The 26,987-nt window shown below is 69.0% G+C and carries 18 protein-coding genes and 1 pseudogene; 10 read left to right on the forward strand and 9 right to left on the reverse strand.

From position 1 onward, the window contains the following. Together E3T54_RS16755 and E3T54_RS07360 are read left to right on the forward strand one after the other, a co-directional pair. Positions 1–395: diguanylate cyclase domain-containing protein (locus E3T54_RS16755; protein WP_166804857.1), on the forward strand; the 395-nt coding region annotated here is incomplete at its 5' end. Next, on the forward strand, positions 344–1,021 hold the full coding sequence (locus E3T54_RS07360; protein WP_166804858.1) for an EAL domain-containing protein: 678 nt from the start codon (positions 344–346) through the stop codon (positions 1,019–1,021). The genes E3T54_RS16755 and E3T54_RS07360, both read left to right, overlap by 52 nt. A gap of 92 nt (positions 1,022–1,113) precedes the next feature. Here the strand turns inward: E3T54_RS07360 and E3T54_RS07365 are convergent, their stop codons facing one another. Next, positions 1,114–4,524, reverse strand: coding sequence for a lamin tail domain-containing protein (locus E3T54_RS07365; RefSeq protein WP_166804859.1), 3,411 nt, complete (start codon positions 4,522–4,524; stop codon positions 1,114–1,116). 588 nt (positions 4,525–5,112) lie between these two features. Between E3T54_RS07365 and E3T54_RS07370 the strand changes: the two genes are divergently transcribed. The 4 genes and pseudogenes from E3T54_RS07370 (at position 5,113) to E3T54_RS07380 (ending at position 7,636) form a co-directional block, all read left to right on the forward strand. Then, entirely contained in the window at positions 5,113–5,760 is a 648-nt protein-coding gene (locus tag E3T54_RS07370; protein ID WP_198414445.1) for an ABC transporter ATP-binding protein, read from the forward strand. Positions 5,761–5,824: 64 nt separating this feature from the next. Further along, positions 5,825–6,007 (forward strand): hypothetical protein, encoded by a 183-nt coding sequence (locus E3T54_RS17060; RefSeq protein WP_198414446.1) that lies wholly within the window; start codon positions 5,825–5,827, stop codon positions 6,005–6,007. A 131-nt stretch (positions 6,008–6,138) separates the two neighbouring features. Continuing rightward, positions 6,139–6,693, forward strand: a pseudogene (locus E3T54_RS17685) (ABC transporter permease); the annotation flags it as partial. Between the two features lie 124 nt (positions 6,694–6,817). Next, positions 6,818–7,636 (forward strand): ABC transporter permease, encoded by an 819-nt coding sequence (locus E3T54_RS07380; RefSeq protein WP_134475162.1) that lies wholly within the window; start codon positions 6,818–6,820, stop codon positions 7,634–7,636. Positions 7,637–7,659: 23 nt separating this feature from the next. On the opposite strand, the gene E3T54_RS07385 is transcribed toward E3T54_RS07380, so the two are convergent. The 5 genes from E3T54_RS07385 to E3T54_RS07405 form a co-directional block, all read right to left on the reverse strand. Continuing rightward, positions 7,660–8,199 carry a flavodoxin domain-containing protein gene (locus E3T54_RS07385; protein ID WP_134475163.1) on the reverse strand — a complete coding sequence of 180 codons (540 nt, stop codon included), beginning with the start codon at positions 8,197–8,199 and terminating at the stop codon, positions 7,660–7,662. Positions 8,200–8,283: 84 nt separating this feature from the next. Further along, positions 8,284–9,669: an adenylate/guanylate cyclase domain-containing protein gene (locus E3T54_RS07390; RefSeq protein WP_134475164.1), complete on the reverse strand. Its 1,386-nt coding sequence runs from the start codon at positions 9,667–9,669 to the stop codon at positions 8,284–8,286. After that, positions 9,666–11,402, reverse strand: coding sequence for an FAD-dependent oxidoreductase (locus E3T54_RS07395; RefSeq protein WP_134475165.1), 1,737 nt, complete (start codon positions 11,400–11,402; stop codon positions 9,666–9,668). The genes E3T54_RS07390 and E3T54_RS07395 overlap by 4 nt, the downstream gene beginning before the upstream one ends. A 141-nt stretch (positions 11,403–11,543) precedes the next feature. Beyond that, positions 11,544–13,004: a phosphotransferase gene (locus E3T54_RS07400; protein ID WP_241977108.1), complete on the reverse strand. Its 1,461-nt coding sequence runs from the start codon at positions 13,002–13,004 to the stop codon at positions 11,544–11,546. Between the two features lie 29 nt (positions 13,005–13,033). Beyond that, entirely contained in the window at positions 13,034–13,873 is an 840-nt protein-coding gene (locus E3T54_RS07405; RefSeq protein ID WP_241977109.1) for a TIGR00645 family protein, read from the reverse strand. 201 nt (positions 13,874–14,074) lie between these two features. Here E3T54_RS07405 and E3T54_RS07410 point away from each other — a divergent pair, with 201 nt between their 5' ends. Then, positions 14,075–16,402, forward strand: coding sequence for a transglycosylase domain-containing protein (locus tag E3T54_RS07410; protein WP_166804860.1), 2,328 nt, complete (start codon positions 14,075–14,077; stop codon positions 16,400–16,402). Between the two features lie 10 nt (positions 16,403–16,412). On the opposite strand, the gene E3T54_RS07415 is transcribed toward E3T54_RS07410, so the two are convergent. Continuing rightward, positions 16,413–19,826, reverse strand: coding sequence for a DNA polymerase III subunit alpha (locus tag E3T54_RS07415; RefSeq protein ID WP_241977110.1), 3,414 nt, complete (start codon positions 19,824–19,826; stop codon positions 16,413–16,415). Positions 19,827–19,834: 8 nt separating this feature from the next. Further along, the gene (locus E3T54_RS07420; protein ID WP_134475167.1) at positions 19,835–20,137 is read right to left on the reverse strand and encodes a hypothetical protein; all 303 of its coding nucleotides are present in this window, start codon (positions 20,135–20,137) and stop codon (positions 19,835–19,837) included. 824 nt (positions 20,138–20,961) lie between these two features. Here E3T54_RS07420 and moaA point away from each other — a divergent pair. Further along, a complete protein-coding gene (gene moaA, locus E3T54_RS07430; RefSeq protein ID WP_370255180.1) occupies positions 20,962–22,002 on the forward strand; it encodes a GTP 3',8-cyclase MoaA in 1,041 nt (346 codons plus the stop codon). 6 nt (positions 22,003–22,008) lie between these two features. Then, complete coding sequence (gene fdhD, locus E3T54_RS07435) at positions 22,009–22,869, forward strand: formate dehydrogenase accessory sulfurtransferase FdhD (protein WP_134475169.1); 861 nt, start codon at positions 22,009–22,011, stop codon at positions 22,867–22,869. Between the two features lie 154 nt (positions 22,870–23,023). Here fdhD and E3T54_RS07440 read toward each other — a convergent pair whose 3' ends face one another. Next, positions 23,024–25,336: an FdhF/YdeP family oxidoreductase gene (locus E3T54_RS07440; protein ID WP_134475170.1), complete on the reverse strand. Its 2,313-nt coding sequence runs from the start codon at positions 25,334–25,336 to the stop codon at positions 23,024–23,026. A gap of 149 nt (positions 25,337–25,485) precedes the next feature. Between E3T54_RS07440 and E3T54_RS07445 the strand changes: the two genes are divergently transcribed. Continuing rightward, entirely contained in the window at positions 25,486–26,880 is a 1,395-nt protein-coding gene (locus E3T54_RS07445) for an OFA family MFS transporter (protein WP_134475171.1), read from the forward strand. Positions 26,881–26,987: the final 107 nt, after the last annotated feature.

Here is a 26,987-nt window from a genome sequence, read left to right on the forward strand (position 1 = left end):
GGGATGTCGCCCAGCTTGCGGATGCGCTCCAGAAGTCCATCGCCCGGCCGATCCGGATCGGCGATCACGTCGCATCCGTGGATGCGAGCATCGGCATCGCCTTCGGCGTTGGCCACGACGACCCCGAGTCGTTGCTGCGGAACGCGGACCAGGCCATGTACCTGGCGAAGGACCGCGGGCGCGCTCGGTTCGAGGTTTTCGACGACGATCTGCGTGGTCGGATCGACCGGCGGCTGGACACCGAGATCGCCCTGCGCAGTGCGGTCGAACTGGGGCAGATCGAGACCTGGTACCAGCCGATCGTGGACCTGCGGGAGCGGANGACCTGCGGGAGCGGAGGGTTGTGGCCACCGAAGCGCTGGCGCGTTGGCGTCGGCCCGATCGCGGGCTGGTGATGCCGGGCGAATTCATCCCGATCGCCGAGGAGGTTGGCCTGATCAAGCAGATCGGGAGCACGGTCCTGGGCCAGGCGTGCCTGGCGGCCACCGTGCTGGAGCGCGGTATGGCTGTCAGCGTCAACGTGTCTCCGCACCAGTTCGTGCGCGACGACTTCGGTGCGGTGGTCAAGCGGGCGCTCAGCAGCTCCGGGCTGGCTCCGAACCAACTCTGGCTGGAGCTGACCGAAAGCGCCGTGATGGACGCGATCGGCTCGGCCGCCCGGACGTTCCAGGAACTCCGCGGCATCGGTGTGCGCCTGGCCATCGACGACTTCGGCACGGGCTACTCGTCGTTCACCCACCTCCGGGAATTCGATGTCGACCTGTTGAAGATCGATCTGACGTTCGTGCGCGATATCGAAACCTCCGCGCACGATCGGGCGATCGTGGAGGGCGTCGTGCGGTTGGCGGACTCCTTGAAGCTGGACGTCGTCGCCGAGGGCATCGAAACGACCGGCCAACTGGAGCTGTTGCAGGCCATGGGTTGCCGCTTCGGCCAGGGGTACCTCTTCTCGAGGCCCGCTCCCGACGCGTCACCGGTCGTGCACTTCGAGGATTTCCTGGCGCCGTCGGCCACAGGTTAGGCGCCGGCGGCCCGGCTGCACCAGCATCGGCCGCTTTCGCCAGCAGGGGCTGGATGGCGAAAGCGGCCGACATGTCCGGATCAGGTCCCGGGCTACCCGGTGGGACCGGCCCACAGGTCGTCATAGGAAACGACGACGGGGGTGGGGAGAGCGGTCCGGCTGAGGTAGCTGTACAGGCCGACCGAGCCGGCTGCCTGGAGTGCGGCGGTCGCGTCGGTCGCCGCAACCTGCCACGTCGAGGGCTCTGTCGTTCCCACCTTCCAGACCTTTGCCCGGAGGGTGGTCGGCGAGGTGCCCACCACCTGCAGGCGGAACTGGAGGGTGTCGCCTGAGGCGAAGGTGAGCCCGGAAACCGTCGCTGCGTTCAGGATCGTGTCGGTGTCGCGCTGCAGTTGCAGCACCACGCTCCCGCTCGACCCGATGACGACGCGGGCCCCGTACTCCGAGGTTCCCACGCGGCGACCGACGAGGCCGACATAGATGCTGCTGGTCGTCGGCCGGGCGAAGCTCGCCGTCGCGCGGAGCTCGGTGTCACTCGAGGACACGCCGCTGAGGTAGGCGTTCCGCTTGCTCCCCGCGGACGAGGTCACCCGAGCGGCGCCGCTGGAAACCGCGTAGGCGGGTCCGCTGGTCGTCGTCCAGGCCCCACCGACCTCGGCCGAGCCGAGGCCGCCGGTGACGGTTCGGGTGAACGAATCCTGGGCCAGGACGTCGCCTGCCGGCGGCGGTGGCGGAGGCGAGGTGGCGACGGTGACGGTGTTGCTGGTTGTGCCGATCGCGCCGGCGTTGTCCGTCACCGTCAGGGTCACCGTGTACGTTCCGGCGGCGGCGTAGGTGTGGCTGGCGCTCACGCCGGCCGCAGTCGCGCCATCGCCGAAATTCCAGGCGTACGAGGCAATGGTGCCGTCCGGATCTGAGGAACCCGACCCACTGACGCTGACCGTGAGCAGGTTGGCCGTGGTCGTGAACGCCGCGGTCGGAGCGGCGTTGACCGGCCCTCCGCCCGTGGTGTTGGCCAGGCCGGGCGTGCCGCCTGTGGTCGAGAGTGCCCGCCAGTTGGACGGTACCGAGTTGTCGGCCGTGGGCGACGCCAGCTCGAGCGACGGCCCGGTGCCGTCGGCCGCGGTCGGCCACGGCGCCACGTTCGAGTAACTGACGGAGTCGACTACGCGGGTACCCTGCTCCAACACGACGGCTTCGCCGGAGTCGTCGAGCGTTCCGGTGAACTCACCGCCGACGAACCGGTTGGCGGCGGTGTAGCGCTGGCGGAACGCCGCGTCATTGGCCACGAAGACCACGCGGCCGCCGGCCGGGATGACGGTGCCGGCCTGAATCGTGAGGCCGACGGCGTTGATCGTCCAGCCCGAGATATCGACCGCCGTCGTGCCCGGGTTGGCGAGTTCGATGTACTCCCCGCCGGTGCCGGTCGGGTGGTACTGGATCTCATTGATCACGACGTTGGCGGTGCTGGACTGGGACGTGGGCACGGGCTTGCCGGAGCCGGAGCCGGTGTTGTTGTTGATGGCGTTGCGCCGGTCTGCCAGGCCCGCGATGAACGCGCTCCGGGCCGAGGACGGGGTATATCCGCCCCACTTGGTCCTGTCCAGGTTCCAGTCCGGCGTCGTGCGGGACGAGATCGCGTCCCACTGGGCTTCGTATTTCCCGGTCGTCAGGAACTGGTCGGACAGGGTGCGAAGCCGCCGGAAGAACATGGCGCGGATCTCCGGGTACTTGAGCATGGCCTGGGTGAACCTGTTGCTCGTGTCCGGCGTGAGGAAGAGACCCTTGCCGTCCCTCGCCGGAGTGGTGAAGATCCAGTTCAGGTCCCAGTGCCACATCTCCCAGCGCCCGGTCCCTTCGGTGTCCCTGGCGATGAACCAGTTGTACCAGCCGCTGTCCGAGTGGCGGATGATCGAGTTGATCGCCATGTAGTTGACGAGTTCGGGGATGTTGACGTTTTGGTAGATCCACGCCTGTTGCGCGGCGGAGGCCGACGCATCCACTGCATTGGTCAGCGCCCAGGCGTCGGAGAAGTCCTCGTCCTTGCGGGCCTTCTTGTCGAGCCAGAGGGACGCCTCGAGGGCCGCCGGAGACGACGTCCGGGAGAGGCTGCCGCCGTCACCCTTGTAGATGGCCCAATTGTCGACGCCCTGGGCGTCGCGCCACGAGCCGTCTTCGGTCTCCATGATCCGTCCGAGGCTCCAGAAGGAGCCGTTGCGCTGCGTGCGCACCGGGATGATGTTCAGGCCGCGCGCTCCGGCCGCGTTGACGGTGGCCCAGCCGACATCGGCGAAGTTGTCGGAGTAGTTCTGCAGCGCGAACTCGTCGAGGGGATAGGGCAGCTGACCGCCGAGGTTGAAGTCGTAACCCTTGGGCAGCTCGACCTTCCAGTTGACCTTCGCCGCGGTGCGCGAGGAGTTGCCGCGGATGTTCATCAGCACGCCGTCGATGACCTGGCCGTTGTAGGCCCAGACGGCCGCGCCCTGGAAATCGTCCTGGCGGTGGTTGGCGAGGATGTTGTCGTAAACGGAATCCTCCATGAACCACTCGATCACCGGCAGCTGGCTGGTCACGCCCGAGTTCAGGACGACCACCCCGCGGTAGCGGACGGAGTCACCCGTCGCCGGGGCCGAGTAGGCCTTGCCTCCGGAGGCGGCGTCGACGCGGTAGCGGATCAGCTTGCCGGCGGTCTGGCCGGGGATCGTGGCCGTGTAGACGCCGTCGCCGGCGCCCCCGGGGCTCGCCGCGTTGTCCAGGAAGTCGACGGCGACGTCGCTCCCGAACATGACCTTGTAGGTGAGCGAGGCTGTGGAGCCGACCTGGAGCCGGGCCGAGACGACGACTGCCTGGTTCGCGGCGGGCCGGGCCGGGTTGGCCGCCAGCTCCGTCACGACCGGTGCCGGTCCGGTGCCGTTGATCGAGTTGAGGGCGCCGGGCGTGCCGCCGGCGACCAGGCTTGCGCCCCAGGCTGCGGCGATGGTGTTCTCAGAGAGGAGGTCCCGCAGCTCGAGCGAAGGGCCGGTGCCGTCCGGGGTCGAGGGCCAGGGGGCCACATCGGCGTAGGTAACGGTGTCGATCGTGGCCAGTGCGCCGTCGACGAGGGTGACCGTTTCACCGCCGTTGCTCAGGTTGCCGCCATACACAGCGTCGGGGGCGAAGCCGTAGGTGGCCTGGAACTGCACCGCATCCTTGGCCAGGACGTAGCGCCCGCCGGCCGGGACGGTGCTGCCCGCAGCGAGTATCGCCGTGATGCCGGCGCTGAAGGACCAGCCCGACAGGTCGATTCCGGTGGTCGACGTGTTAGTCAACTCCAGGTAGTCGTCGGTGTCGAGGTCGGAGCCGGCGTGATAGTTGAGCTCAGAGACTACGATGCCGCCGGGGTCTGCGCTGGCCGGTGGCGCCTCGGCGACCGTCAGGACGCCGGTCACCGCCACCACCAATGCCGTGACGGACGCAATGCGTCGGTTGTGTGCAGAGGCCAATTTCGGGTTCGCAAAAGTCACAATTTTTCCTTCGAAGAAGGTGAGCGCCTGGGATGGGTGGCCGGGGCGCTCGCGCCGTTCGGGTACGACGCAACGCAAGGCTAGCCGGATGTGCGGAAGGCGCGCACCCCCAAACAGGGGGCAAAATATTGGGCCCGATTGGCACCTTGACAGGCCCCTGCATGGGGCCAATGTGGTCACTACGTGAAGTCCCTCATTCGCCTCGTGCGCTGCGCGTGACGAGAGATCGGGACGGTGTGCCGGGATCCATGCGTGTGCGATCCAGGCGTGTGTGATCCAGGCCTGTGTGATCCAGGCGTGTGTGATCCACATGTGGGAGATCCGTGCTGAGCCCCAGGCATCCTGCTGAGGCTCAGGCCGGGAGGCATGAGGAGAGCCCCGGGTCACACAGAGTCGATTCTCATCTCCTTTGCCGCCGGGGCTCTCGCTATCATTTTAATCCCGACTGTCGGTCTTCGCTAGGGCCCGCGGAACCAGACCTATCGACCCCGCGGCGCCGGGTTTAATATCGGGCACACGGGGTTCAGCGCAGAGGAGTGATGCCGTGCTTGCGGTCAAGGTCGACAGGCTTCGAAAGCAGTATGCGGGGTGACGGTGGTCGATGACCTGTCGTTCACGATCGAACAGGGAGAGATCTTCGCTCTTCTCGGCCCGAACGGTGCCGGCAAGACCACAGCCATGGAAATCATGGAGGGACACCACCGCCCCGACGGCGGCACCGTTCGCGTGCTGGGCTTCGATCCGCAGACCGGCGGGCGAGATTTCCGGGAACGGATCGGAATCGTGCTCCAGGAGGCGGGATTCGACGAGGATTTCACGGTGCGGGAGCTCGTGAGCCTGTACCGAGGCATGTATCCCCGGCGCCTGGGAGTGGAGACGGTGATCGCACAGGTCGGCTTGACCGACAAGCAGAACGCGCGCGTCAAGACGCTGTCCGGTGGGCAGCGCCGACGACTGGATCTCGCCCTGGGACTCGTGGGGGACCCGGAAATGCTGTTCCTGGACGAACCGACGACCGGCTTCGATCCGTCGGCGCGTCGACGTGCCTGGGGCCTCGTCGAAGGGCTGCGAGACCTGGGCAAGACGGTGTTGCTGACCACGCACAACCTGGACGAGGCCGAACACCTCGCCGACCGAGTTGCCGTGATCGTGCGGACGGCTGGTGGCGCTGGGCACGCCCGACGAACTCGCCGCCGAGCATCACGCCGCCGTGGTCTCCTTCCGACTGCCGGATGACGTGGGCATCGGGGAACTCCCGCCGCTGGGGGCGGCCCCCGCCGCGGATGGCGCAGGATGGGCCATGGAAACAAACCGTCCGGCCTTCGTGCTCCACACCCTGACGGGGTGGGCCCTGGACCGCGGGGTGGAACTGCCCGCGCTGAGCGTGCGCCGCCCGTCCCTTGAGGACGCCTACCTGGCGCTGATCGGGGGCGAGGGCACCGGGGAGGACGTCTCAGCACCGGCTTCGTCGCGGCAGCCATGACCGGGCCGGCCGCGACGGCCCAGGCGATCCAGGCGGGGCGTCCGGCCGCGGCTCGACTGGCCCTGGACCAGATCGGTTATGCGGTCAGGGCTCTCTGGCGAACCAGGATGGTTCTCATCTTCACGTTCGCGATGCCCATCGTGTGGCTTGTGGTCATCGGCATCGTGGCCGGGAATGAGACCGTCGACGCGGTATCCGGCGTTCGCGTGATGCAGTTCGCCACGCCGGTTGCGGTGGCGATGGGCACCTTTTTCGCCACCTTTCCCACCCTGGCGACCTCGCTGTCCGAGGCCAGGGAGGGCGGCGTGCTCAAGCGCCTGCGCGGAACACCGCTGCCCGCCTGGGCCTACCTGGTCGGGCAGATCGGCGCCGCCCTCATCTTCGCCTTGGCCTCCCTCGCGGTCACCCTGACGGTCGCCGTCGTCGCCTACGGCGTGGAGGTGCGGGCGGAGACCGCACCGGCCCTGCTGGTAACCGTCCTGGTGGGCCTCGCGTCCTTCTCCGCGCTCGGCCTGGCCGTCGCCACCGTGTCCGCCACGGCCGCCATGGCACAAGCGATCGCTATCGGCGCATCCATCGTGCTGGCCTTCATCTCCGGCATGTTCGTCATCGGCGGCGAGCTTCCCGACTGGCTGTCGCGCGTCGCCTCCGTGTTCCCGCTCAAGCCCTACACGGATGCCTTGAAGGCACAGTTCGACCCGTTCGAGGACGGCTTCGGCTGGGACCTGGGCGCGTTGGCGATCATCGCGGGCTGGGGGGGTTGCCGGCACCCTCGTCGCAGCGTGGGCGTTTCGCCGGCAGCCGGGCGCCGTGCGCACGCGCGAACCGGGCGCCGCCCGAACCGTGCCGACCGGGCGTGGGAACGCCGGCGACACCAGCCCGCCCCGCACGGTCCGGCGACCTTCGGCGTCGCGGCTGGTCTTCGACCAGGCGCGTGCAGCGAACCGGGCAACCTGGCGCGATCCGGGATCCCTCCTCTTCGTCGTCATCCCGGTCGGGCAATACGCGCTGCTGCCGGGCGGGATGCCGTTCGCCACCTTCTTCGCCGCCAGCATGATCACCTGGGGGGCCGGCACGGCCGTGTTCATGAACCTGCCAGAGGCGGTCGCCCGCGCGCGCGACCGGGGCGGGCTCAAGCGCCTGCGCGGCACGCCGCTGTCGGCGAGCCAGTACCTCGTCGAGGTCACCGCCGCTGGGCTGGCCCTGACCTTCCTGATCGCCGTGCTCGTCGCGGCCACCGGGTACGTCTTCTTCGGACTGCGGATCCCGGCGGCGGGCCTGGCTCTCGGGGCGCTGGTCATCCTGATCGGGACGCTCGCACTGGCCGCCTGCGGATTCCTGCTGGCGGCACTGGTGCCCAACGCTCGCGCCGTCGGAGCGGTGGGACTGATGTTCCTGTTCGTGCTCTCCTTCGCCTCCGACGTGTTCATCGGCGGCGGAGGACCGGACTGGCTCGGCACCTTCGGCTCGCTGTTCCCGCTCAAGCACCTCCAGAACGCCCTGGCCGACGCCTGGGATCCGGGCGGGCCGGTGCTGGACTGGGTCCACTACGCGGTGCTCCTCGCCTGGGCGGCCGGCGCCGCTGCGCTGGCGGTGCGATTCTTCCGCTGGGAGCCGCGCCGGGGATGAGCGGTGGGCCAGGCCCCGGTGGGCTAAGTCCCGGTCGGTGCAGACGCCAGTTCCCGGGCGATGCCTGCCGCCCACGCGTCGATCGCCGGCCAGTCCCGGAAGTCTCCGTCTGGAAGGATCTTCTCGACCGCCGGAATCTTGCTGACCAGGCGGTCGCGCCCCCGGAGCTTCGAGAGGTCCATCGCGCCAGAGAACACCTGCACGTTGCGGGGCTCGATGCTCTCCGCGAATTCCGCGAACTGCTTCGGTTGTGACTCCACGAGCATGTCCCGGCCCTCGGAATCCGTATGATCCGTGCCGAGCGGGCCGCTGCTGAACAGCCACACCGCGCGGGCGGCGAGCAGGTCGCGGTGTCGCCGCACGAACCTGGTCGCGTCCTTGCGCCACGAGCCCATGTAGGCCGCCGCGCCGATCACGAAGGCATCGTAGGCGCCGGGGTCGCCCACGGTCGCCAGCGGACGCGCATCCGCTTCCAGGCCGGCGGCCCGCAGCGTGGCCGCGATTCGTTCGGCGATGCCCTCGGTGGCGCCGTATTTGCTCGAGTACCCGACGAGTACCGTCATGGGGGCTCCTCCCTGTCTCTTCGCGACAGTACACTCGGTCCCCGTCCGAGCATCAGTCAGGTGTCATCAGTCAGGGGTCATGAGTCAGGTGTCCTGCTCGGCGTAGAGCGCCACGAGCAGGTGCACGTCGACGGGTTCCGTGCGCCCCTTCACCGGGATCCGTCCGAGCGGGGTCGTTTCGGCGCCGGACAGGCCGGCCAGGGTTTCGCTGCTCACCACGGCGCCGCCGACCGGGGCGAGCGCCTCGAGCCGGGAGGCCACGTTCACGACGTCGCCGATCGCCGTGTAGGTGCGTCCGCCTGCGGCTCCGACGACTCCCACTGTCGCAACCCCCGTGTTGACCCCCGCACGGAACCGAGGCCAGCCCGGGTGCGCCTCCGCGACGGCCGAGGCCGCGGCCTGCAGGGCCAGCGCCGCGCCGGATGCCCGCTGGGCGTGGTCGGGCTGGTCCCCGTGGGTGTTGAACGTCACCATGATCGCGTCGCCGATGATCCGGTCGATCTGGCCGCCGAACCGCGCCACGATCGGCGGGATCGCCACGGTGAAGTACTGGTTGAGCATCTCGGTGACCTGCGCCGGCGAGTGCTTCTCGGAGAACGTCGTGAAGCCCTGCAGGTCGGCGAAGACTACCGATATGGGTCGTTCGGAGGAGGCTGTCTCGGCGCGGTACAGTCCGGCCCACCGTTCCTCGCGCCAGGACCGCTGCGCGGCAATGGCGATCACGACGAAGGCGGCCAGCATGAGCAGATGCCATTCCCACCAGGACGCATGCCAGTTCGGGCCCCAGATGATGGCGATCTCCGCCTCGGCCAGCAGCGTGAACGCCGCAGCCATGGCCAGGGGAAGTGGTGATCCCGCGGAACGGAGCAGGCGCAGGTAGTTGTAGACCGCCGTGGCGTACAGGGCGAAGCCCGCCACGGCAAGCCAGACCAGCGGCCCGGATGCACTCTCGGCGACGGCCTGGCCTTGCGGACCGACGCCGGCCAGCGAGGCGACGCCCCAGACAAGCATCAGGGCCACGAGCCCCCAGAGCAGCCAGGGACCCCGCCGCACGATGGCGAGGGCGCGATCATTGCCGAGGCGCAGGCTCGAGGCGGCGGCGAACCCGGCCGCGACGAGCAGGCCGACGGGCGTCGCGAGCACGAACCCGGGGTTGGGCGCGTCGAGAAGCACCCCGGGTGTGGCGAGGGCGTGCAAGGCGAGGAAGCCCGCGGCGGCGAGGAACGCGAGCGACACGAGCAGCAGCCGGGCGTCACCGCGCAGCCGGGCCGCGGATCCGGTCGCGTAGGCCAGCGCCGCGTTGATTCCGCCGATCCCCAGGACGAGCCAGAAGTGTGCCGGGTGGTGCTCCCAGGTGCCGTCCAGGTCGGGCCGGAAGACGAGCAGGGCGAGCCCGCCCAGGGGCGCGAGCAGGAGGGCCGCCGTCGGGACGGCCCGTGCCAGGGGCGGGGCGCCCGTGCCGCGGCTCATGTGTGTCGTGGTGGGTCGCCGGCGCCGGCGCGCGCCAGGTACTCGTGCACGGCGGACACGACGACCGAACCTTCGCCGACCGCGGACGCGACCCGTTTGACCGAGCCTCGGCGAACATCCCCGACCGCGAACACGCCCGGCAGCGAGGACTCCAGGGCGCCGGGCTCTCGTTCGTGCGGCCAGGCCCGGCGGCCGCCTTCGGCCAGCACGTCGTCGCCGGTGAGGATGTACCCCCAGCGGTCGCGGACGACGCTCTCCGGCAGCCACTCCGTGTGGGGCGCGGCCCCGATCAGCACGAAGAGGGCGTCGCTGGGCACGACGCGGTCGACGCCGGTCGCGCGGTCGCGCAGCACCAGGTGATCGAGGCGGCCGGACGGGCCGCCGCCGACGACCTCCACATTCGTCTCCACCCGGACGCCGGCGGCCTCGAGCTGGTCGATGAGGTACCGGGACATGCTCTCGGCAAGGGTCAGGCCTCGCACGAGCAGGGTGACCGACCTGGCATAGCGCGCCAGGTGAAGCGCGGCCTGGCCGGCGGAGTTGCCTCCGCCGACGACGTGTACGGCCTTCCCGGCCTGCGCCCGGGCCTCGACCGCCGACGCCCCGTAGAAAACCGAGACGCCGACGTGCTCGGCCAGCTCGGGCACCGCCAGCCGGCGGTACGACACCCCGGCGGCGATCACGACCGACCGCGCGCGAAGAACCTCCCCTGGTGCGACGGTGATCCGGAATGCGACGTCGTCGGCCTGGAGGCCGACGACGTCGCGCGAGTGGGCGAAGCCGGCGCCGAATACCCACGCCTGCTGGTAGGCGCGCGCGGCCAGCTCCGAGCCCGAGATGCCGCGGGCGAAGCCGAGGTAATTGCGAATGAGCGAGCTGGAACCGGCCTGGCCGCCGATCGATTCGCGTTCAATCACGAAGGTCCGGAGTCCCTCGGATGCCGCGTAGACGGCCGCCGCCAGTCCGGCCGGCCCGGCGCCGACAATCGCGACGTCGACCTCGGCGGCCTCCGGCAGCTCGGTGGTCAGCCCGTAAGCCTGCGCCAATTCCGCGTAGCTCGGGTCGCTCAGGATCCGACCGCCCCGCACCCACACCAGGGGGACTCCGGCGTACTGCGCTCCGGATTCGGCCAGCATCCTCCTGCCGTCGTCGGAGTCGGGGGCAGCGTAGGCGTGCGGGACGCCTCCGCGGGCGAGGACACTGCGCAGGTCGTGGACTCGCGGTTGCGCGTCGTCTCCGATCACGGTGACCTCGCGGGGCCGCAGGCCGATCGCCCGCTCCCACTCGAGGAGGAACTCGGTGACGGTGCGGTGGAAGTATTCGTCGGGCGATTGCCACGGCCTGATGACGTAGTAGTCGATCTGGCCCGTCGCCATGAGCTGGAGGACACTCTCCGCCGTTTCCCGATCCGCCCAGGCGCCCCAATTGATCAGGAGCCCGCGCCGGATGTCCGGGAACAGGCGTCGCGCCTCGGCGAAAACCGTCTCGCCGCCGGGCAGGAGCCTCGGGTCGTCCGCCAGCAGCAGAGCCACCTGTTCGCCGCGGTTGGCGGCCTCGCGCAAGGCCTCGCCGGCCCGGGCGGCGGTGCTAGACTCCGTGATCCGGTAATCGGCTGAGTAGCGGCGTTCCAGCTCGCCACGCACGCTGGCCCTGGCGCCGGCCTCCCCGATGGACAACAGGATGACGGGCCGCTGCGGTGACCCGCGCTTCGGCGACCCGGTGACCGCAACCATTTTCGCTCCTCCACCCCGGGCTGACACCCCTGGCTGAGCCGACCGGACAGGCCGGCGGAGCCGAGTGTACTCTCGGCCAGTCGCCCCGGCCATCGGGTCGGAGTCGGCGGCCGGGGCCGGGAACCGCGGCAGTGGCGAGGCTCAGCGGGCGGCGCCGCCGGCCGCCTCGAGGAGGCTCCTGACCGCGGCCAGGGGGATCGGCAGCCACGCGGGCCGGTTGCGGGTCTCGTACACCGTCTCGTAGACGGCCTTGTCCAGCTCGAATGCGTCGAGGAGGGCCGCGTCGCCCCGCGCGTCCCGCCCGGAGCGTGCCGCGTAGCCATCGAGGAACGCCCGGCGGCAGGCCGCGGCCCACTCCGCTGCCCGGGCAGGATCGCGTTCCGGGTGGGCCATGATGATGGTGCCCGCCGCGTAGGAGAACGACCGGAGCATGCCCGCGACATCGCGCAGGGCGACATCCGGCTGGTCGCGTTCGTGCATGGGCCGCAGGGGCTCACCCTCGAAGTCCACCAGGACCCAGCCTCGCCCCGGGGCATGCAGGACCTGGCCGAGGTGGTAGTCGCCGTGGATGCGCTGAAGCCTGGGCCAGGGAGCCGACCGCACCCGGCCGAAGACGGCCTCGATCGCCGAGCCGTGGGCGGCGAGGGCGGGCACCTCCTGGGCGGCCGCGCGCAGGCGCTCGCGCATGCCCTCCAACACGCCCTGGATGAACTCGGGCGTGGCCTCGCGGGTCGGCATGGCGCGCGCGAGGTCTGCATGCACGGAGGCGGTGGCCTCGCCGAGCGTGCGTGCCTCGGCGCTGAAATCTTCGCCGGCCTCGGCGGCGCCGAGCGCCACCCGCCAGGCATCCTCCACACCCGGCAGGAACTCCTGGGCGAATGCCAGGTGGCCACGAGCGCGCCCCCCAGGCTGCCCGGGGTCGTCCCACTCACCCACCACACAGCCGAGCGGGGCCGGCACGAACCGGGAACCGGCCTCGGCCAGGGCGGGCTGCAGGACGACATCGGGATTCTCGCCGTGGTGGACGGCCCGGAACACCTTGCAGATGATCGGACGGGAGGGATTCCCGTGAGCATCGGCGGTGTCGACGATGATCGAGGTGTTGGACTGTTCACCGCTGACCACCCGGCTGGCCACGACGGTCGCCGCGTCCGCGTGCGCCGACAGCGTCTCGCCGTGGGCGGACGCGTCGTGATCCCGGGCGGCTGGGGAGGCTGCCCGGCCCAGGATGAAGCTCATCAGCGCCGGCGCATACGCCGGGTCGTGCGGGGCGTCGTAGACGAATACGTCCCCGGTGCCCCTGCCCACGAGGGCCGCTTGTCCCTGCGCCAGGGGCGATCCGCGCTCGGTGAGCGGCAGCTGGAACAGCGGCAGCTCCGGGCTTGCCGTGTCGAGCACGAGGTGGGTGCGGATGCTCACCCCGGGTTCGGTCGCCGGCAGGGTCCACTCGCCGATGCTCCGCAGGGCGGGGACGCGCCCCGTGCCCCCGTACCAGCGCTGCCGCGAGACCCACAGGTTGACGTACTCCGGGAGAGCGGTGCCGCGGCCTGCAGCGAGGCGGCCCATCGCCTCTGTGTCCCGGCCGGACCCTCGCTCACCCATATCGGTCACAGTTCGCCAGCCCGGCCCGGCTACAGGCGCGCCAGCAGCTCGGACTTCTTGGCCTCGAACTCGTCCTCGGTCACCACTCCGGCGTCCCGGAGCTGCCCGAGCTGGAGCAGGTGGCCCGCGGCCGCCGATCCCAGCGCGGGGTTCGCGTGGTGCGGTGCGTCCAGGGCCAGGCGCGGCGTCGGTCCCGCGGCCAGGACGGGTGCGGCGGCGGACGGGGAGGCCGCCGGCGCGTGCCCGGCCGACTGGGACATCCGGTCGATCCAGGCCAGGGCGATGGCGGAAAGGATGAAGACCATGTGGATGATGACCTGCCAGAGCACCCCGTCCCAGGTGTAGGTCTCGCCGGTGACGTTGTCCTGGCCTGCGCTTGGTGTGGCGCCTCGGGCCGCCAGGTCGCCGACTTCGATGAACGTCTTGAGCAGGTGGATCGACGAGATGCCGACGATGGCCATCGCGAGCTTGACTTTGAGCACGTTGGCGTTGACGTGGGAAAGCCATTCCGGCTGGTCGGGGTGGCCCTCGATGCGGATCCTGGACACGAACGTTTCGTAGCCGCCGATGATGACCATGATCAGGAGATTCGCGATCATGACGACGTCGATCAGGCCGAGGACCGCGAGCATGATCTTGGCTTCGTCGATCTCGATCCCGTGCGACCCGGGGTTCAGGAGGGAGTCCACCACGCCGGAGCCGAGGTGGAACAGCTCAACCATGAACACGACGACGTAGATGATCTGCGCGAGGATCAGGCCGATGTAGAGCGGTGCCTGCAGCCAGCGGCTGAAGAAGATCATGAATCCGACACCCTGCACCCAACGGGATTGCTCACGGAAAAGGCGCGGTTCGGGTGTTTGGGTCACCGTCCGAGTTTAGGCCACGGTGGGATGGGAGCCTGCTGTGACCGGACTCAGCTCGAACGAGGGCTGTCGACCCCCTTGACCGAAGCCGACGTCCGGATGATGCTGGATTGCCGATGGCGAGTTCGCCGTCGGCCGCTTGCGGGTGGATGAGGCTTCCAGTTTGGGGGTAGTCGGGTGATGTCCAGACGGTCACGGAATTCGATGTTCGATGAGCACCGAACGCCCGGCGGCGTGCTCGGCGGATTCATCGGGCTCGTGATCGTGAGCGCCATGGCGGGCGTGCTTGTCACGGCGGGCATCGCCCCGGTCCTGGCAGTGACGGGGATGGCCGCGACGAACACGATCACCGTGTTCGAAAACCTGCCCGACTACGTGGCCATCGACCAGCTCGCCCAGAAAAGCAACATCTACGCCACCGAGGCCAACGGGACGAAGGTGCTCCTCGCGTCGTTCTACGACCAGAACCGGGTCGAGGTTCCGTTCGATTCGATGAGCCAGTACGTGAAGGATGCGGCCGTCGCAGGCGAAGATCCCCGCTTCTTCGAGCACAGCGGAGTCGACCTCCAGGGCACCGTGCGAGCGACCGTGAAGACCGCCGCCGGCGGACAGACCCAGGGCGGGTCATCCATCACCCAGCAGTATGTGAAGAACGTCCTCGTGCAGAAGTGCGAGGCCATTGCCGATGCCAGGAAACACGACGCCTGCTATTTCGCGGCGACCGAGACGACGCCGGAACGCAAACTCAAGGAGATGCGACTCGCGATCGGCGTCGAGAAACGGTACTCCAAGAACGAGATCCTTCGGCAGTACCTCAACATCACCGGCTTCGGCGGAACGGTGTACGGCATCGAGGCGGCCGCAAACTACTACTACGGGACGACGGCGGCGAAGGTGACCCTGCCGCAGGCCGCGAGCCTGGTGGCGATCGTGAACAACCCGGTCAAGTTCCAGCTCGACTACCCGACCAGCGCAAGCAACGGAACGGCGAACGGGTATGCGGCCAATCGGGAACGCCGCGACTACATCCTCACGGAGATGTACAAGCAGGACAAGATCACGAGGGCGGCGTACACGGAGGCGGTCGCCACGCCGGTCGAGCCGAAGATCACGGAGCCGAGCACCGGCTGCCAGAGCGCCGGTTCCAGCGCCTACTTCTGCGACTACGTCACGAAGAAGCTGCTGAACGATCCCGTCTTCGGCGAGGATGCGGAAGAGCGCAGGCTCAAATTCCGCCGCGGCGGCTACAACGTCTACACGACCCTGGACCTCGACCTGCAGCGAGCCGCGATCACCACGATGAACAAGAACATCCCCAAGGTCTTCGCGCGGGGCGACGTCGGGGGCGTTATCTCCAGCGTGCAGGTCGGCACGGGCCGCGTGCTCGCGATGGTGCAGAACAAGGACTACAGCCAGGACCCGGCCGTGCAGGCGAAGGGCCGCAATTACACCGGCATCAACTACAACACGGACTTCACCGAAGGCGGCTCGAGCGGGTTCCAGCCGGGGTCCACCTACAAGGTCTTCACGCTCGCCGAGTGGCTCAAGGAGGGGCACACCCTCAACGAACGGTCCGACACCCGCCGCAAGTCGAACTGGGGAACGTTCCGGGACAGCTGCCTCGGGCCGCAGAACTACGACTCCCAGGAGTTCAACCCGCGAAACGACCAGAACGAGTCCGGGTCGAACTACTCCGCGCTGCAGGCGACGATCGGCTCCATCAACACCGGCTTCATCGGGATGGCGAAGAAGCTCGACCTCTGCGGCATCCGCAAGACGGCCGAGTCGTTCGGGGTGCACCGCGCCAACGGGAAGCCGCTCGATCAGGGCGCCAGCTCGGTGATTGGGACGAACGAGATCGCGCCGCTGACGATGGCCGTCGCCTTCGCCGGGATCGCCAACAGGGGCACCACCTGCTCACCGGTCGCCATTGACCGGGTCGTCGGGGTCGACGGCACCGAAATTCCGGTGCCGAAGACCACCTGTAAGCGCTCCCTGGACCCGAAGCTGATCGCCGGCATGACCTACGCCATGCAGCGGGTGATGACGAACGGCACCGCCCAGCAGTCCTACGCCGACACGTCCCCCCGGGTGCCGATGATCGGCAAGACGGGAACCACTGACGGTGCGAAAGACACCTGGATGAGCGGGGCAACCACCAAGGTCGCCACGGTCGTCGGGGTCGTTGCCGTCACCGGCACCCTCAACCAGCGGCAATTCTCCTTCGATAGCGGCTACGCCGCCACCGCCCGCCACCGGATGTGGCCGGCCGTGATGTCGGTCGCGAACGCGAAGTACGGGGGCGGTTCCTTCCCGGAGGCCTCCGGCTCGGTCATCGGCAAGGTGGAGGCGCCGAAGCCGAAACCGACCCCGAAGCCGGCGATCCCGAAGCCGGCGGCGCCGAAACCGGATGCGACGCCGTCCAAGCCGAAGCCGGAGGCGCCGCCCGCCGAGCCGGAGCCCGCCACACCGCCGGTCGAGAAGCCGAAGCCCGACCAGAATGGGCGGGGGAAGAACCCGAAGGGCGGGTAGGCGACTCGGCTCACGCGCGCCGCGTCGCCGGCCACAGGTGGTGCACGTTGTGGTGCGGCTCCGCTGTGCGCAGGGCGCCCGCGGTCTCCGCGGCCTGTGCCGCATCGGCTTTCGCGGTCGCCAGCCGATCCGCCGCCTGGCGCTGGGCGACCTGACGGGCCACCTCGAACAGGTCCCAGAGGTTCTCACCGGTGACGGAAACGCCCTTCGCGCCGGACCGGCGGGTGCGGCCGCGAACGAGCATGTAGTTCGTCGAGAACACCTGCCCGCCGACGCGTTCCTGGGCGTCGTGGAAGAAGACCACGTTGGAGACCGGGCCGGTGCCGTCGTCGAGGCTGACGAAGACGACCCGTCGTCCGCCCCGCATCGGCGGCGTATTGGTGGCGCGTCGGACTCCGGCGATGAGCACCTCGGTGCCGCCGGGCAGCGACCCGAGCGCCGACGCCGGGGTCACGCCGAGCTCGGCGAAGAGGGAATGGAAGCGTTCCATCTGGTGGTGGCCGATGGCCAGGTGGAGGTCTCGCAGTTCCAGGTCGGTCTGCGTGCGGCCCCGCAGGTCGAGTGAGGTGACGGCGCCGAGGTAGTCGGGAACGGGCAGGTCCACATCGAAGGCGAGCTGGTCGTCGTCGATGGCGACGGCGGTGCCCTGCAGCCCCTGGATGTGGGCGAGGAGTTCGTGGCGGCGATCACGGTCGTACCCGATGAAACTGTCGAGCGCACCGACCCGGGCCAGGGCCTCGAACGACCTGCGCCTCGGCCGCACGCGGTCCCGGAAGTCCTGCAGCGAGGTGAAGGGCTGATGCCGGGCGATCCTGGCGCGCTCGGTCTCGCTGCTGCCGGCCAGTTCCGGCAGCGCCAGCCGGATGCCCTGCCGTCCGTCGACGAGTTCTTCCACCCGGTAATCGAGGGCGCTGTGCTGCACGTCGAGCCCCAGCACGGGGACACCGAGCGTGCGCGCCTCGGCGACGAGCAGGTCCTTGGGCCACATGCCGGGGTCGTGGGTGAGGAGGCCGGCCAGGAACACGGCCGGATGGTGGGTCTTCAACCACGCGGACTGGTAGGTGGGCAGGGCGAATGCGGCGCCGTGGGCCTTGGCGAACCCGAAGCTGCCGAACCCGGCGAGCACCTTCCAGACCCGGCTGATGACCGCGGGCGGGAACCCGCGCTCGAGGGCGCGTTCCCGAAGCCAGGCTTCGATCTCGGGGAGCTGGTCGGGCTTGCCCAGGTGGCGGCGGAAGACATCCGCCTTGCCCAGGCCGCAGCCGGTCAGTTCGTCGAAGAGGCGCATCACCTGCTCGTGGAAGATGACGACACCCTTGGTTTCCCGCAGGATCGCTTCGAACCGGGGGTGCAGGTAATCGGGGGCGACCTCGCCGTGCCGCGCCTGCAGGTAGAGCAGCGGCATGTTGTTCTGCATCGGCCCGGGCCGGAAGAGCGAGATCTCGACGGTGAGGTCGTTGAACACCTCGGGCTGCAGCTTGCCGACCAGCTCCATCTGGCCGGGGGACTCCAGCTGGAAGATCCCGAGCGTGCGGGTGGAGCGGATGAGCTCATAGGTCTCCGGGTCATCCAGCGGCACCCGGTCGAGGTCGATGGTTTCCCCGGTGAGCCGGCGGTGCTCGGCGACGGCGTGGGCCATCGCGGACTGCATGCGCACGCCGAGGATGTCGAGCTTGATCAGGCCCATCGGGTCCATGTCGTGCTTGTCGAACTGGGACATCGGCAGGCCCATCCCGGATGCCTGCACCGGGGTGCGGTCCAGCAGCGAGGTGTCGGACAGGATGACGCCGCAGGGGTGCACCGAGATGTGCCGGGGGAGCCGGTCGAGTTTCGCGGTCAGGTCGACGAGCAGGTCGAGCTGCTGCGACTCGCGCACCTCGGCGGCCAGCGCCTCGAGCTCCGGTTTCTCGTCGAGGGCGCGCCGGAAGTCGCGGGCGTTGAAGCGCCACATCTGTTTCGCGATCGCGGCAACCTGGTCGTCGGGCAGCCCCAGGGCCAGGCCCGCATCGCGCACGGCGCCGCGCCCCCGGTAGGCGTTGGTCATCGACATCAGGCTGACCCGGTCGCTGCCGAAGGTGGCGAAGATGGCCCGGTAGATGTCGTGCCGCCTGGCCGACTCCACGTCCAGGTCGATGTCAGGCAGGGTCTGGCGTTCGGGGGAGAGGAATCGCTCCCAGAGCAGCCCATTGGAAAGGGGTTCCACCGACGAGGTGTGGAGGGCGTAATTGAGCACGGAGCCCACGCCGGAGCCGCGTGCCTGGATGCGGACGCCCATGTCCCGGATGAGGTCCGCGACCCGGGCCACGGTGAGGAAGTAGCTGGCGAAACCGAGGTGTTCGACGGTCTCCATCTCGTGGGCCAGGCGGTCGTGCGCGGCCTCGACCTGGCCGGTTCCGGCGTACCGGGTGTCGATGCCGTGCCGCGCGCGCCGCCACAACTCGGCGACCGGGTCGCCGGTGACGCCGATGACGCTCGCCTCCGGCATGCGCGGCCGGCCCAGGCCGATGTCGGCGACCGGGTCGAGAGAGCACCGTTCCGCGAGCAGTTCGGTGTCCCGGAGCAGACGCTCGAGGGCTCCACCCTCGTGGGTGCCGGCGTCGACCACCATCCGGGCGACCTGCCGCATCAGCGCTGCCGGCTTCAGCCACGCCTGCCCGTTGGACTGCAGCTGCTCCAGCTGGGCGAGCGGGGTGAGTGCGCGGGCGGCGTCGGCGAGGTCGGCCGTGACCGCCTCTTCCGGGGTGCCGTAGCGAACGGCGTTGGTGAGCACGGCCGGCAGCCCCGTGTGTTCGGCGAGGCCGAGCATCCGGGTGGCCGGGGCCACGCTGCCGGGTCGGCCGGAGTCGGCGAGGTGGCAGACCACCTCGAGGACCAGCGACCCGGGAGGCATCGCCCGAAGCCACGACGCCAGGCGGGTGCGCGCCTCGGCGGTGTCGCGGCGGAGCAGGGCGGCGCCCACGTCGGAATCGGGACCGATGAGCACGGTGAGGGCGCGGAGGCCGGCCAGCTCGGCGAGGCGGGCCCGGTTGATCGACGGCGTCTTGCCGGCCCGGTGGGCGGAGCCGGATTCATGACAAGCAGAGACTTCATGACAAGCAGAGACCGCGCGGCAGAGGGCGGCGTAGCCGCGGCCGGACGTGGTGCCGTGCGCGAGCACCACCACCCGCCCGATGGACCGGTGCTCGTCGTCATGCACGGCCAGGTCGGCGCCGAGCCCCGGACGGATGCCCGCCGCCACGCACGCGCGCACGTGCTTGATCGCGCCGTAGAGGCCGTCCCGGTCGGTCACGGCGAGGAATCCGGCGCCCTGCGCCGCGGCCTGCTCGGCGAGGGCCTCCGGGAGTGTCACGCCGTAGTGCGGGGAGTACGCACTGGCGACGTGGAGGTGCGGGAAGGCCATGCCCGGTGTCATCCCCAGCGTCATGCCCGGTGTCATCCCCAGTCGAGAGCCAGCACCCAGGACCCGTCGACGTCGTGTCGCAGGTCGTAACGGTGCTGTTCCTCGCCTCCGCGTGACGCATCGAGGCGCCACAGCTCGGTGTCGATGCGGGTGGGCACCCCGTCGTTCTCCCACCAGCTGGTGCGGGAGAAGACCGCCTGGGGCTGCCCGATGACGGTGTGTTCGAATCGATTCCAGATGAACGCGCGCGGATCGCCGTCTGCGGAGAGCTCCACGTCGACCCGCGCGTCGATGATCCGTGGAAATGAGATTTGTGGAGATGCGACCTGCGACATGGCCCGACCTCTCTGACTGCCTCGTGCAGCGTCATATACTCGGCTTCGTGCAACGTTCATGCACCCGCATGAACTCGAACGTATGTTCGATAGTAAAAGTGTACGCCACACCTCCGACACCCGCTATTCCCGGCGGAGTTGCGGCATCTCCCTTGTCGAGGCGGCTGACAAAGGACCGACCATGCCCTTGACACCGCAGTCTTCACTCGGCAAGTATTCGCAAATACAGCCGCTTCGATGTTGGGGGGGAATCCGAATGCGCAATCGAAACATTCGTTGGCCAGGTCGCGGCCAACGGGCCGCCGGGATGGCCATTGCAGCCATGGTCCTGGCCATTCCCACACTGACCGCGTGCAGCGAGAGCGGGAGCGACAGCGAAACGGGGTGCCCTGACTCGGTAGCCGAACTCGGAGACCTCACGCTGGGCGCAGCACGATCGCTGGTCGGCTCGACGGTGTTGACGTGCACGACGCCATCCGCAGGAGAAACCCCGGAGCCCACGCAACTCACGGTGACCGCGCCGTGGGAAGGCCTGCTCGCCGTCGATGGGACGACGTTGCCGGCACCCGTCGATCTTCCCGGTGGAAATCGACCCGCCGACTGCGCAGAAGATCCGTCGACTCACACATATCTGTACGTTGGCGAACGGTGGGTGCGCGCACGAACGGTCACCTGCACCCAACTGGACTGACGCGACCCACCGCGGCGGGGGTTAGTCTCGAGGTATGACCAGCGTCGACGTCTTCGCCCCGGTACCGGGCGATTCCGCGCACGCCCAATTGCCGAACCGTGAAATGCCGGACACGGAAATGCCGGACGCACAGTTGCGGGACAGCGTGACGGACACCCACGGTCGCCGTTTGCGCGACCTGCGCATCTCGGTGACCGACCGGTGCAATTTCCGCTGCGTCTACTGCATGCCCAAGGAGATCTTCGGCCGGGACTTCGCCTTCATGGACCGAGACGAGCTGCTCAGCTTCGAGGAGATCACCCGGCTCGCCCGGATCTCCGTCGCCCACGGTGTCGAGAAGATCCGCCTCACCGGGGGAGAGCCGCTCCTGCGCAAGGGGCTCGAGGAACTCGTGGGCTCGCTCGCCGCGCTCCGCACGCCCGACGGGCGCAAGATCGACATCGCCCTGACGACGAACGGCTCCGCGCTGGCGGTGCGGGCACAGGCGCTCAGGGACGCCGGGCTCGACCGGGTGACGGTGTCGCTCGATTCCCTCGACGACGCCACGTTCCAGGCCATGAACGACGTGAAGTTCCCCGTCGCGAAGGTCCTGGGCGGCATCGACGCGGCCCACGAGGCCGGCCTCGGCCCGATCAAGATCAACATGGTGGTCAAGCGCGGCCAGAACGACCAGGACATCGTCGCGATGGCCCGCCACTTCAAGGGTTCGCCCTACATCCTCCGGTTCATCGAGTTCATGGATGTCGGCACGAGCAACGGCTGGAAGATGGACGAGGTCGTCCCCTCCGCCGAGGTGATCAGCCGGATCACCGCCGAGCTCCCGCTGGAGGCGATCGCGCCCAACTACGACGGCGAGACATCCGCCCGGTGGCGGTACCTCGACGGGAGCGGCGAGATCGGGGTCATCTCCAGCGTCACCCAGTCGTTCTGCCGCTCCTGCTCCCGGGCGAGGGTCTCGACCGACGGCAAGCTGTTCACCTGCCTGTTCGCCACCGAGGGCCACGACCTGCGGGCACTGATGCGGGCCGGATGCTCGGACGAGGCGCTGACCGAGGTCATGGCCACCATCTGGCGCGAGCGCACGGATCGCTACTCGGACCTGCGCAGCTCGAAAACCCGGGAGCTGCGCACGACCGGCAAGAAGAAGATCGAGATGTCCTACATTGGCGGGTGAGCGGGGTTGAGCCGGATCACCTCCCGCCGCCAGACCATCCGGGTGACCGTCGGCGATTCCGCGGCGTCCCGGGTCGCGCGGGAAGACACGCTCGCCGTCGAGGAGCCGCTGGAAATGCGCGTGAACGGCCGCGCCCTCGCGGTGACGATGCGCACCCCGGGCAACGACTTCGACCTCGTCGCCGGGTTCCTGGTCTCCGAGGGCGTCATCACCCGTGGTGAGCACTTCGCGATGGCGCGCTACTGCGCCGGGGCGACGGACGAGGGCGTGAACACCTACAACGTCCTCGAGGTGACCCTGGCGCCCGGGGTCGCCGCGCCCGATCCGAGCGCGGAAAGGTCGTTCCTGACCACGAGTTCCTGCGGGCTCTGCGGCAAGGCCAGCATCGACGCCGTGCGCACCCGGTCGGCCTGGGACATCCGCGATGACTCGGTGCGAATCGACCCGGAACTCCTCGTCACCTTCCCGGACACCCTGCGCGCGGCCCAGGCGGTCTTCGACAAGACCGGCGGGCTACACGCGGCGGCCCTGTTCGACGGGACGACGGGGGAGATGCTCGTGCTCAGGGAGGATGTCGGCCGGCACAATGCGGTCGACAAGGTCATCGGCTGGGCGCTCAAGGAGGACCGGCTGCCGCTGCGCGGCACGGTTCTGATGGTCTCCAGCCGGGCGAGTTTCGAGCTGGCCCAGAAAGCGCTGATGGCCGGCATCCCGGTGCTGGCGGCCGTTTCGGCGCCGTCGTCGCTGGCCGCCGAGTTCGCGGCCGAGGTCGGGATGACGCTCGTCGGGTTCCTGCGCGGCAACTCGATGGTGGTCTACGCCGGCGGAGAGCGCATCGAGCAGGGCGAGCTGAGCCCCGCGAGCTGAGACATGGCGCTGAGCTCCGCGAGCTGAGCCATGCGCGCTGACCCGCGACGATGCTGGTTGAGTTGCGGAGAAAGTACCTTCATTTCGCGCGGGAAGGTGCTTTCTCCGCAAGTCAATGCTGCGGGCGTCGCTGTGGGCGGGTCGGGCGCGCGCCCTAACTCATTTGCGGGGTGTCCTCAGCGCGCGGCACGAAGCGAACGGCCATCGCCTTGTAGCCGGGCGTGTTCGACTCGCGGGCGACGAGTTCGCGGTGCATCAGGGCGTTCGCCTCGGGGAAGTACGCCGCCGCGCAGCCGCGCGGGGTCGGGTAGAACACGAGACGGAAGCTGTCCGCCCGACGTTCCTCGCCCTGGAAGGTGCTGATCACGTCCACGAGGTCGCGGTCCGCGAATCCCATGTCGGCGGCGTCGTCCTTGTTGATCAGGATGACCCGGCGGCCGCCCGAGATGCCGCGGTAGCGGTCATCCAGCCCGTAGAACGTCGTGTTGTACTGGTCGTGGCTGCGCATGGTCTGCAGGATCAGATGCCCGGGCGGCGGGGTCAGGTATTCCAGCGGGCTGACCGTGAACCGGGCCAGGCCGATGTCGGTGGCGAAGCTGCGCGAGTCTCGCGGCGGGTTGGGCAGCACGAAGCCGTTCTTCGTGCGCAGGCGCCGGTTGAAGTCCTCGAAGCCCGGCAGCACGCGCGAGATGTGGTCGCGGATGACGTCGTAGTCCTCGGCCATCGCCTTCCAGTCGATGCGGTGGTCCTCGCCGAGGGTCGCCGTGGCCATCCGGGCCACGATCACGGGCTCGGCCAGGAGGTGCTCCGACACCGGCTCCAGCCGCCCCTGCGTGGTGCGGACCACGGACATGGAGTCCTCGACCGAGAGCACCTGCCGGCCACCCGGATGCTTGTCGTCGGTGTCCGTGCGGCCGAGCGTCGGCAGGATCAACGAGGTCCGGCCGTGCACCACGTGAGAACGGTTCGGTTTGGTGGACACGTGCACGGTCAGGCCGACGCGCTGCAGCGCGGCCCCCAGCGCCTCGGTGTCCGAGGCAGCGAGGGCGAAGTTGCCGCCCATCGACACGAACACGTCGACGTCGTCGTTCTCGAACGCCTCGACCGTGTCGACGGAATCCAGGCCGTGCGCGCGCGGGGCGTCGATCCCGAATTCCTTGTCCAGGGCATCCAGCATCCACTCGTGCGGCTTCTCCCAGACGCCCATCGTGCGGTCTCCCTGCACGTTCGAGTGGCCGCGCACAGGGCAGGCGCCTGCGCCGGGCTTGCCGAAGTTGCCCTGCAGCAGCAGCAGGTTGATGATCTCCTTGAGCGTGTTGACCGAGTGCGGTTGCTGGGTCAGTCCCAGCGCCCAGCAGATGATCGTGGCCCTGGATTTCACCATCATTCCGGCGACCGTGGCGATCTGCAGCCGGGACAGGCCGGTCGCCGCTTCGGTTTCGTCCCAGTCGATGGTCTTGCGGGCGGCCCGGTACGCGTCGATGCCGTCGGTGTTGGAGGCGACGAACTCGTGGTCGACGACGGAGCCCGGCACGCGCTCCTCCTCCTCGAGGAGCAGGTGGCCGAGCGCCTGGAACAGGGCCAGGTCGGCGCCGACCTTGATCTGCAGGAACTCGTCGGCGAGGTCGGTGCCCTTGCCGACGAGTCCGGAGGGGGTCTGCGGGTCCCTGAAATTGAACAGCCCGGCCTCCGGCAGCGGGTTCACGGCGACGATCTTGCCGCCGTTGTCCTTGCACTCGGCCAGGGCCGAGAGCATCCGGGGGTGGTTCGTGCCCGGATTCTGGCCGATCACGAAGATCAGTTCGGCATCGTGGATGTCCTCGAGCGAGACGGTGCCCTTGCCGATGCCGATCGTGGGGTTCAGCGCGGAGCCGGATGATTCGTGGCACATGTTCGAGCAGTCCGGCAGGTTATTGGTGCCGATGGACCGGGCGAACAGCTGGTACATGAACGCCGACTCGTTGGCGGTGCGGCCCGAGGTGTAGAACACGGTGCGCTCGGGCGTCGTCGCCCGGATCTGCTCCCCGATGAGCTCGAAGGCGTCGTTCCAGGAAATCTGCGAGTAGTGCGTGTCGCCGGGGCGGATGACGACCGGATGCGTGATGCGCCCCTGGTTGCCCAGCCAGTACTCGGTCTTCTCGGACAACTCGGCGATGGAATGCTCCGCCCAGAAGGCCGGGGTCACCGTGCGCAGCGTGCTCTCCTCGGCGACGGCCTTGGCGCCGTTCTCGCAGAACTCCGCGGTCTTGCGGTGGCCCTGCGACTCGGGCCAGGCGCAGCCGGGGCAGTCGGTGCCGTTCCGCTGGTTCAGCCGCAGCAGCGACCGGGCCGTGCGGGCCACGCCGGCCTGGGCGATCCCGCGGTCCAGGGCCACGATCACGGCTTCGAGCCCGGCCGCGGACGTCTTGGGCTTCTTGACGACGAGGTTGTTCTCGTTGATGTCCTCTACCGGGGCTTTATGTGTCATGAACCCCATCCTGCCCCCAGCGGGGCCGGATGCCCAATGCCGCGCCCATCCGGACGTTGCGCTGGAGCACGATAGGCTGTGCGTTACGGCGTTTTTGCCGATGGCAATGGAGCTGTGGGAACCAGCTCTCCTGTGATGAGGGAATCACCATGAGTTGGCTTGATCGAGAGCGCACGATCGCACCTCCCGGATTCAACCGCTGGCTCATTCCGCCGGCGGCGCTCGCCGTTCACCTGTGCATCGGCCAGGCCTACGCGACGAGCGTCTACAAGACCGCACTTGTCGCGCATTTCGGCGTCAGCCTGACCCAGATCGGCCTGATCTTCTCCATTGCGATCGTCATGCTCGGGCTCTCGGCCGCGGTGATGGGAACCTGGGTCGACACGAACGGCCCGCGAAAGGCGATGTTCGTGTCGGCGCTGTTCTGGTCGGGCGGCTTCCTCGTCGGCTCGCTCGGCATCTTCTCCGGCCAGCTCTGGCTCGTCTACCTCGGGTACGGATTCATCGGCGGGATCGGACTGGGCATCGGCTATATTTCCCCCGTTTCGACCCTGATCAAGTGGTTCCCGGACCGTCCGGGCCTGGCCACCGGCATGGCCATCATGGGCTTCGGCGGCGGCGCACTGATTGCCAGCCCGGTCTCCACGGCTCTGCTGGGTCTCTACGACCCGAACTCGGGGGCGGAGGGCTGGGTGGCCAGCGGCGACGCGGTCGGCAAGCTCTTCCTCACCCTCGCGGTCGTCTACCTCGCCTACATGATGTTCGGCGCGTTCACGATCCGGGTTCCCGCCGCCGGCTGGAAGCCGGCAGGCTTTGACCCGGCCACGATCGCGGCGAAGCCGCTCGTCACGAGCAACAATGTCTCTGCGGCCAACGCGATCCGGACCCGGCAGTTCTGGCTGGTCTGGATCGTGCTCTTCTGCAACGTAACGGCAGGCATCGGGATCCTCGAACAGGCGGCGCCGATGATCCAGGACTTCTTCCGCCAGCCGGACGGCAGCTCCCTCGTGTCGGCCGTCGTGGCCGGCGGCTTCGTCGGCCTGCTCTCCATCGCCAACATGGGCGGCCGGTTCGTCTGGTCAGCCACGTCGGACAAGACCGGGCGCCGGAACATCTACATGGTCTACCTGGGGGTGGGCACGGTGCTCTACCTCCTGCTCGCCCTCGTCGGTTCCTCAACAACGGCGCTCTACGTGCTGCTGGCCTTCGTCATCATCTCCTTCTACGGAGGCGGTTTCGCGACCGTGCCGGCCTATCTGCGCGACCTCTTCGGCACCTTCCAGGTCGGCGCCATCCACGGCCGGCTTCTCACCGCGTGGTCCGCCGCCGGGATCGCAGGGCCACTGATCGTCAACGGCTTCCTGGACGCCCAGGGAACCCCGGGGGAGCTCACCGCCCAGGCGTACCAGCCGGCGCTGCTCACGATGGTGGGGCTGCTGGTGATCGGTTTCATCGCGAACCTGTTCGTCCGGCCGGTCCATTCCACCTTCCACGAAACCGTCGCGGCGCCGTCGACGGTGCGCGAAACAGCATTGGAGTCCTGACATGACGAGGACAAAACTCACGCTCGCCTGGGCGCTGGTCGGGATTCCGCTGGCCTACGGGGTGTTCCAGACCCTCACCAAAGTCTCGGCGCTCTTCGGCTAGGCGT

Origin of the sequence: Cryobacterium sp. Sr8, from assembly GCF_004403225.1 — a bacterium.
Taxonomy (GTDB): domain Bacteria; phylum Actinomycetota; class Actinomycetes; order Actinomycetales; family Microbacteriaceae; genus Cryobacterium; species Cryobacterium psychrotolerans.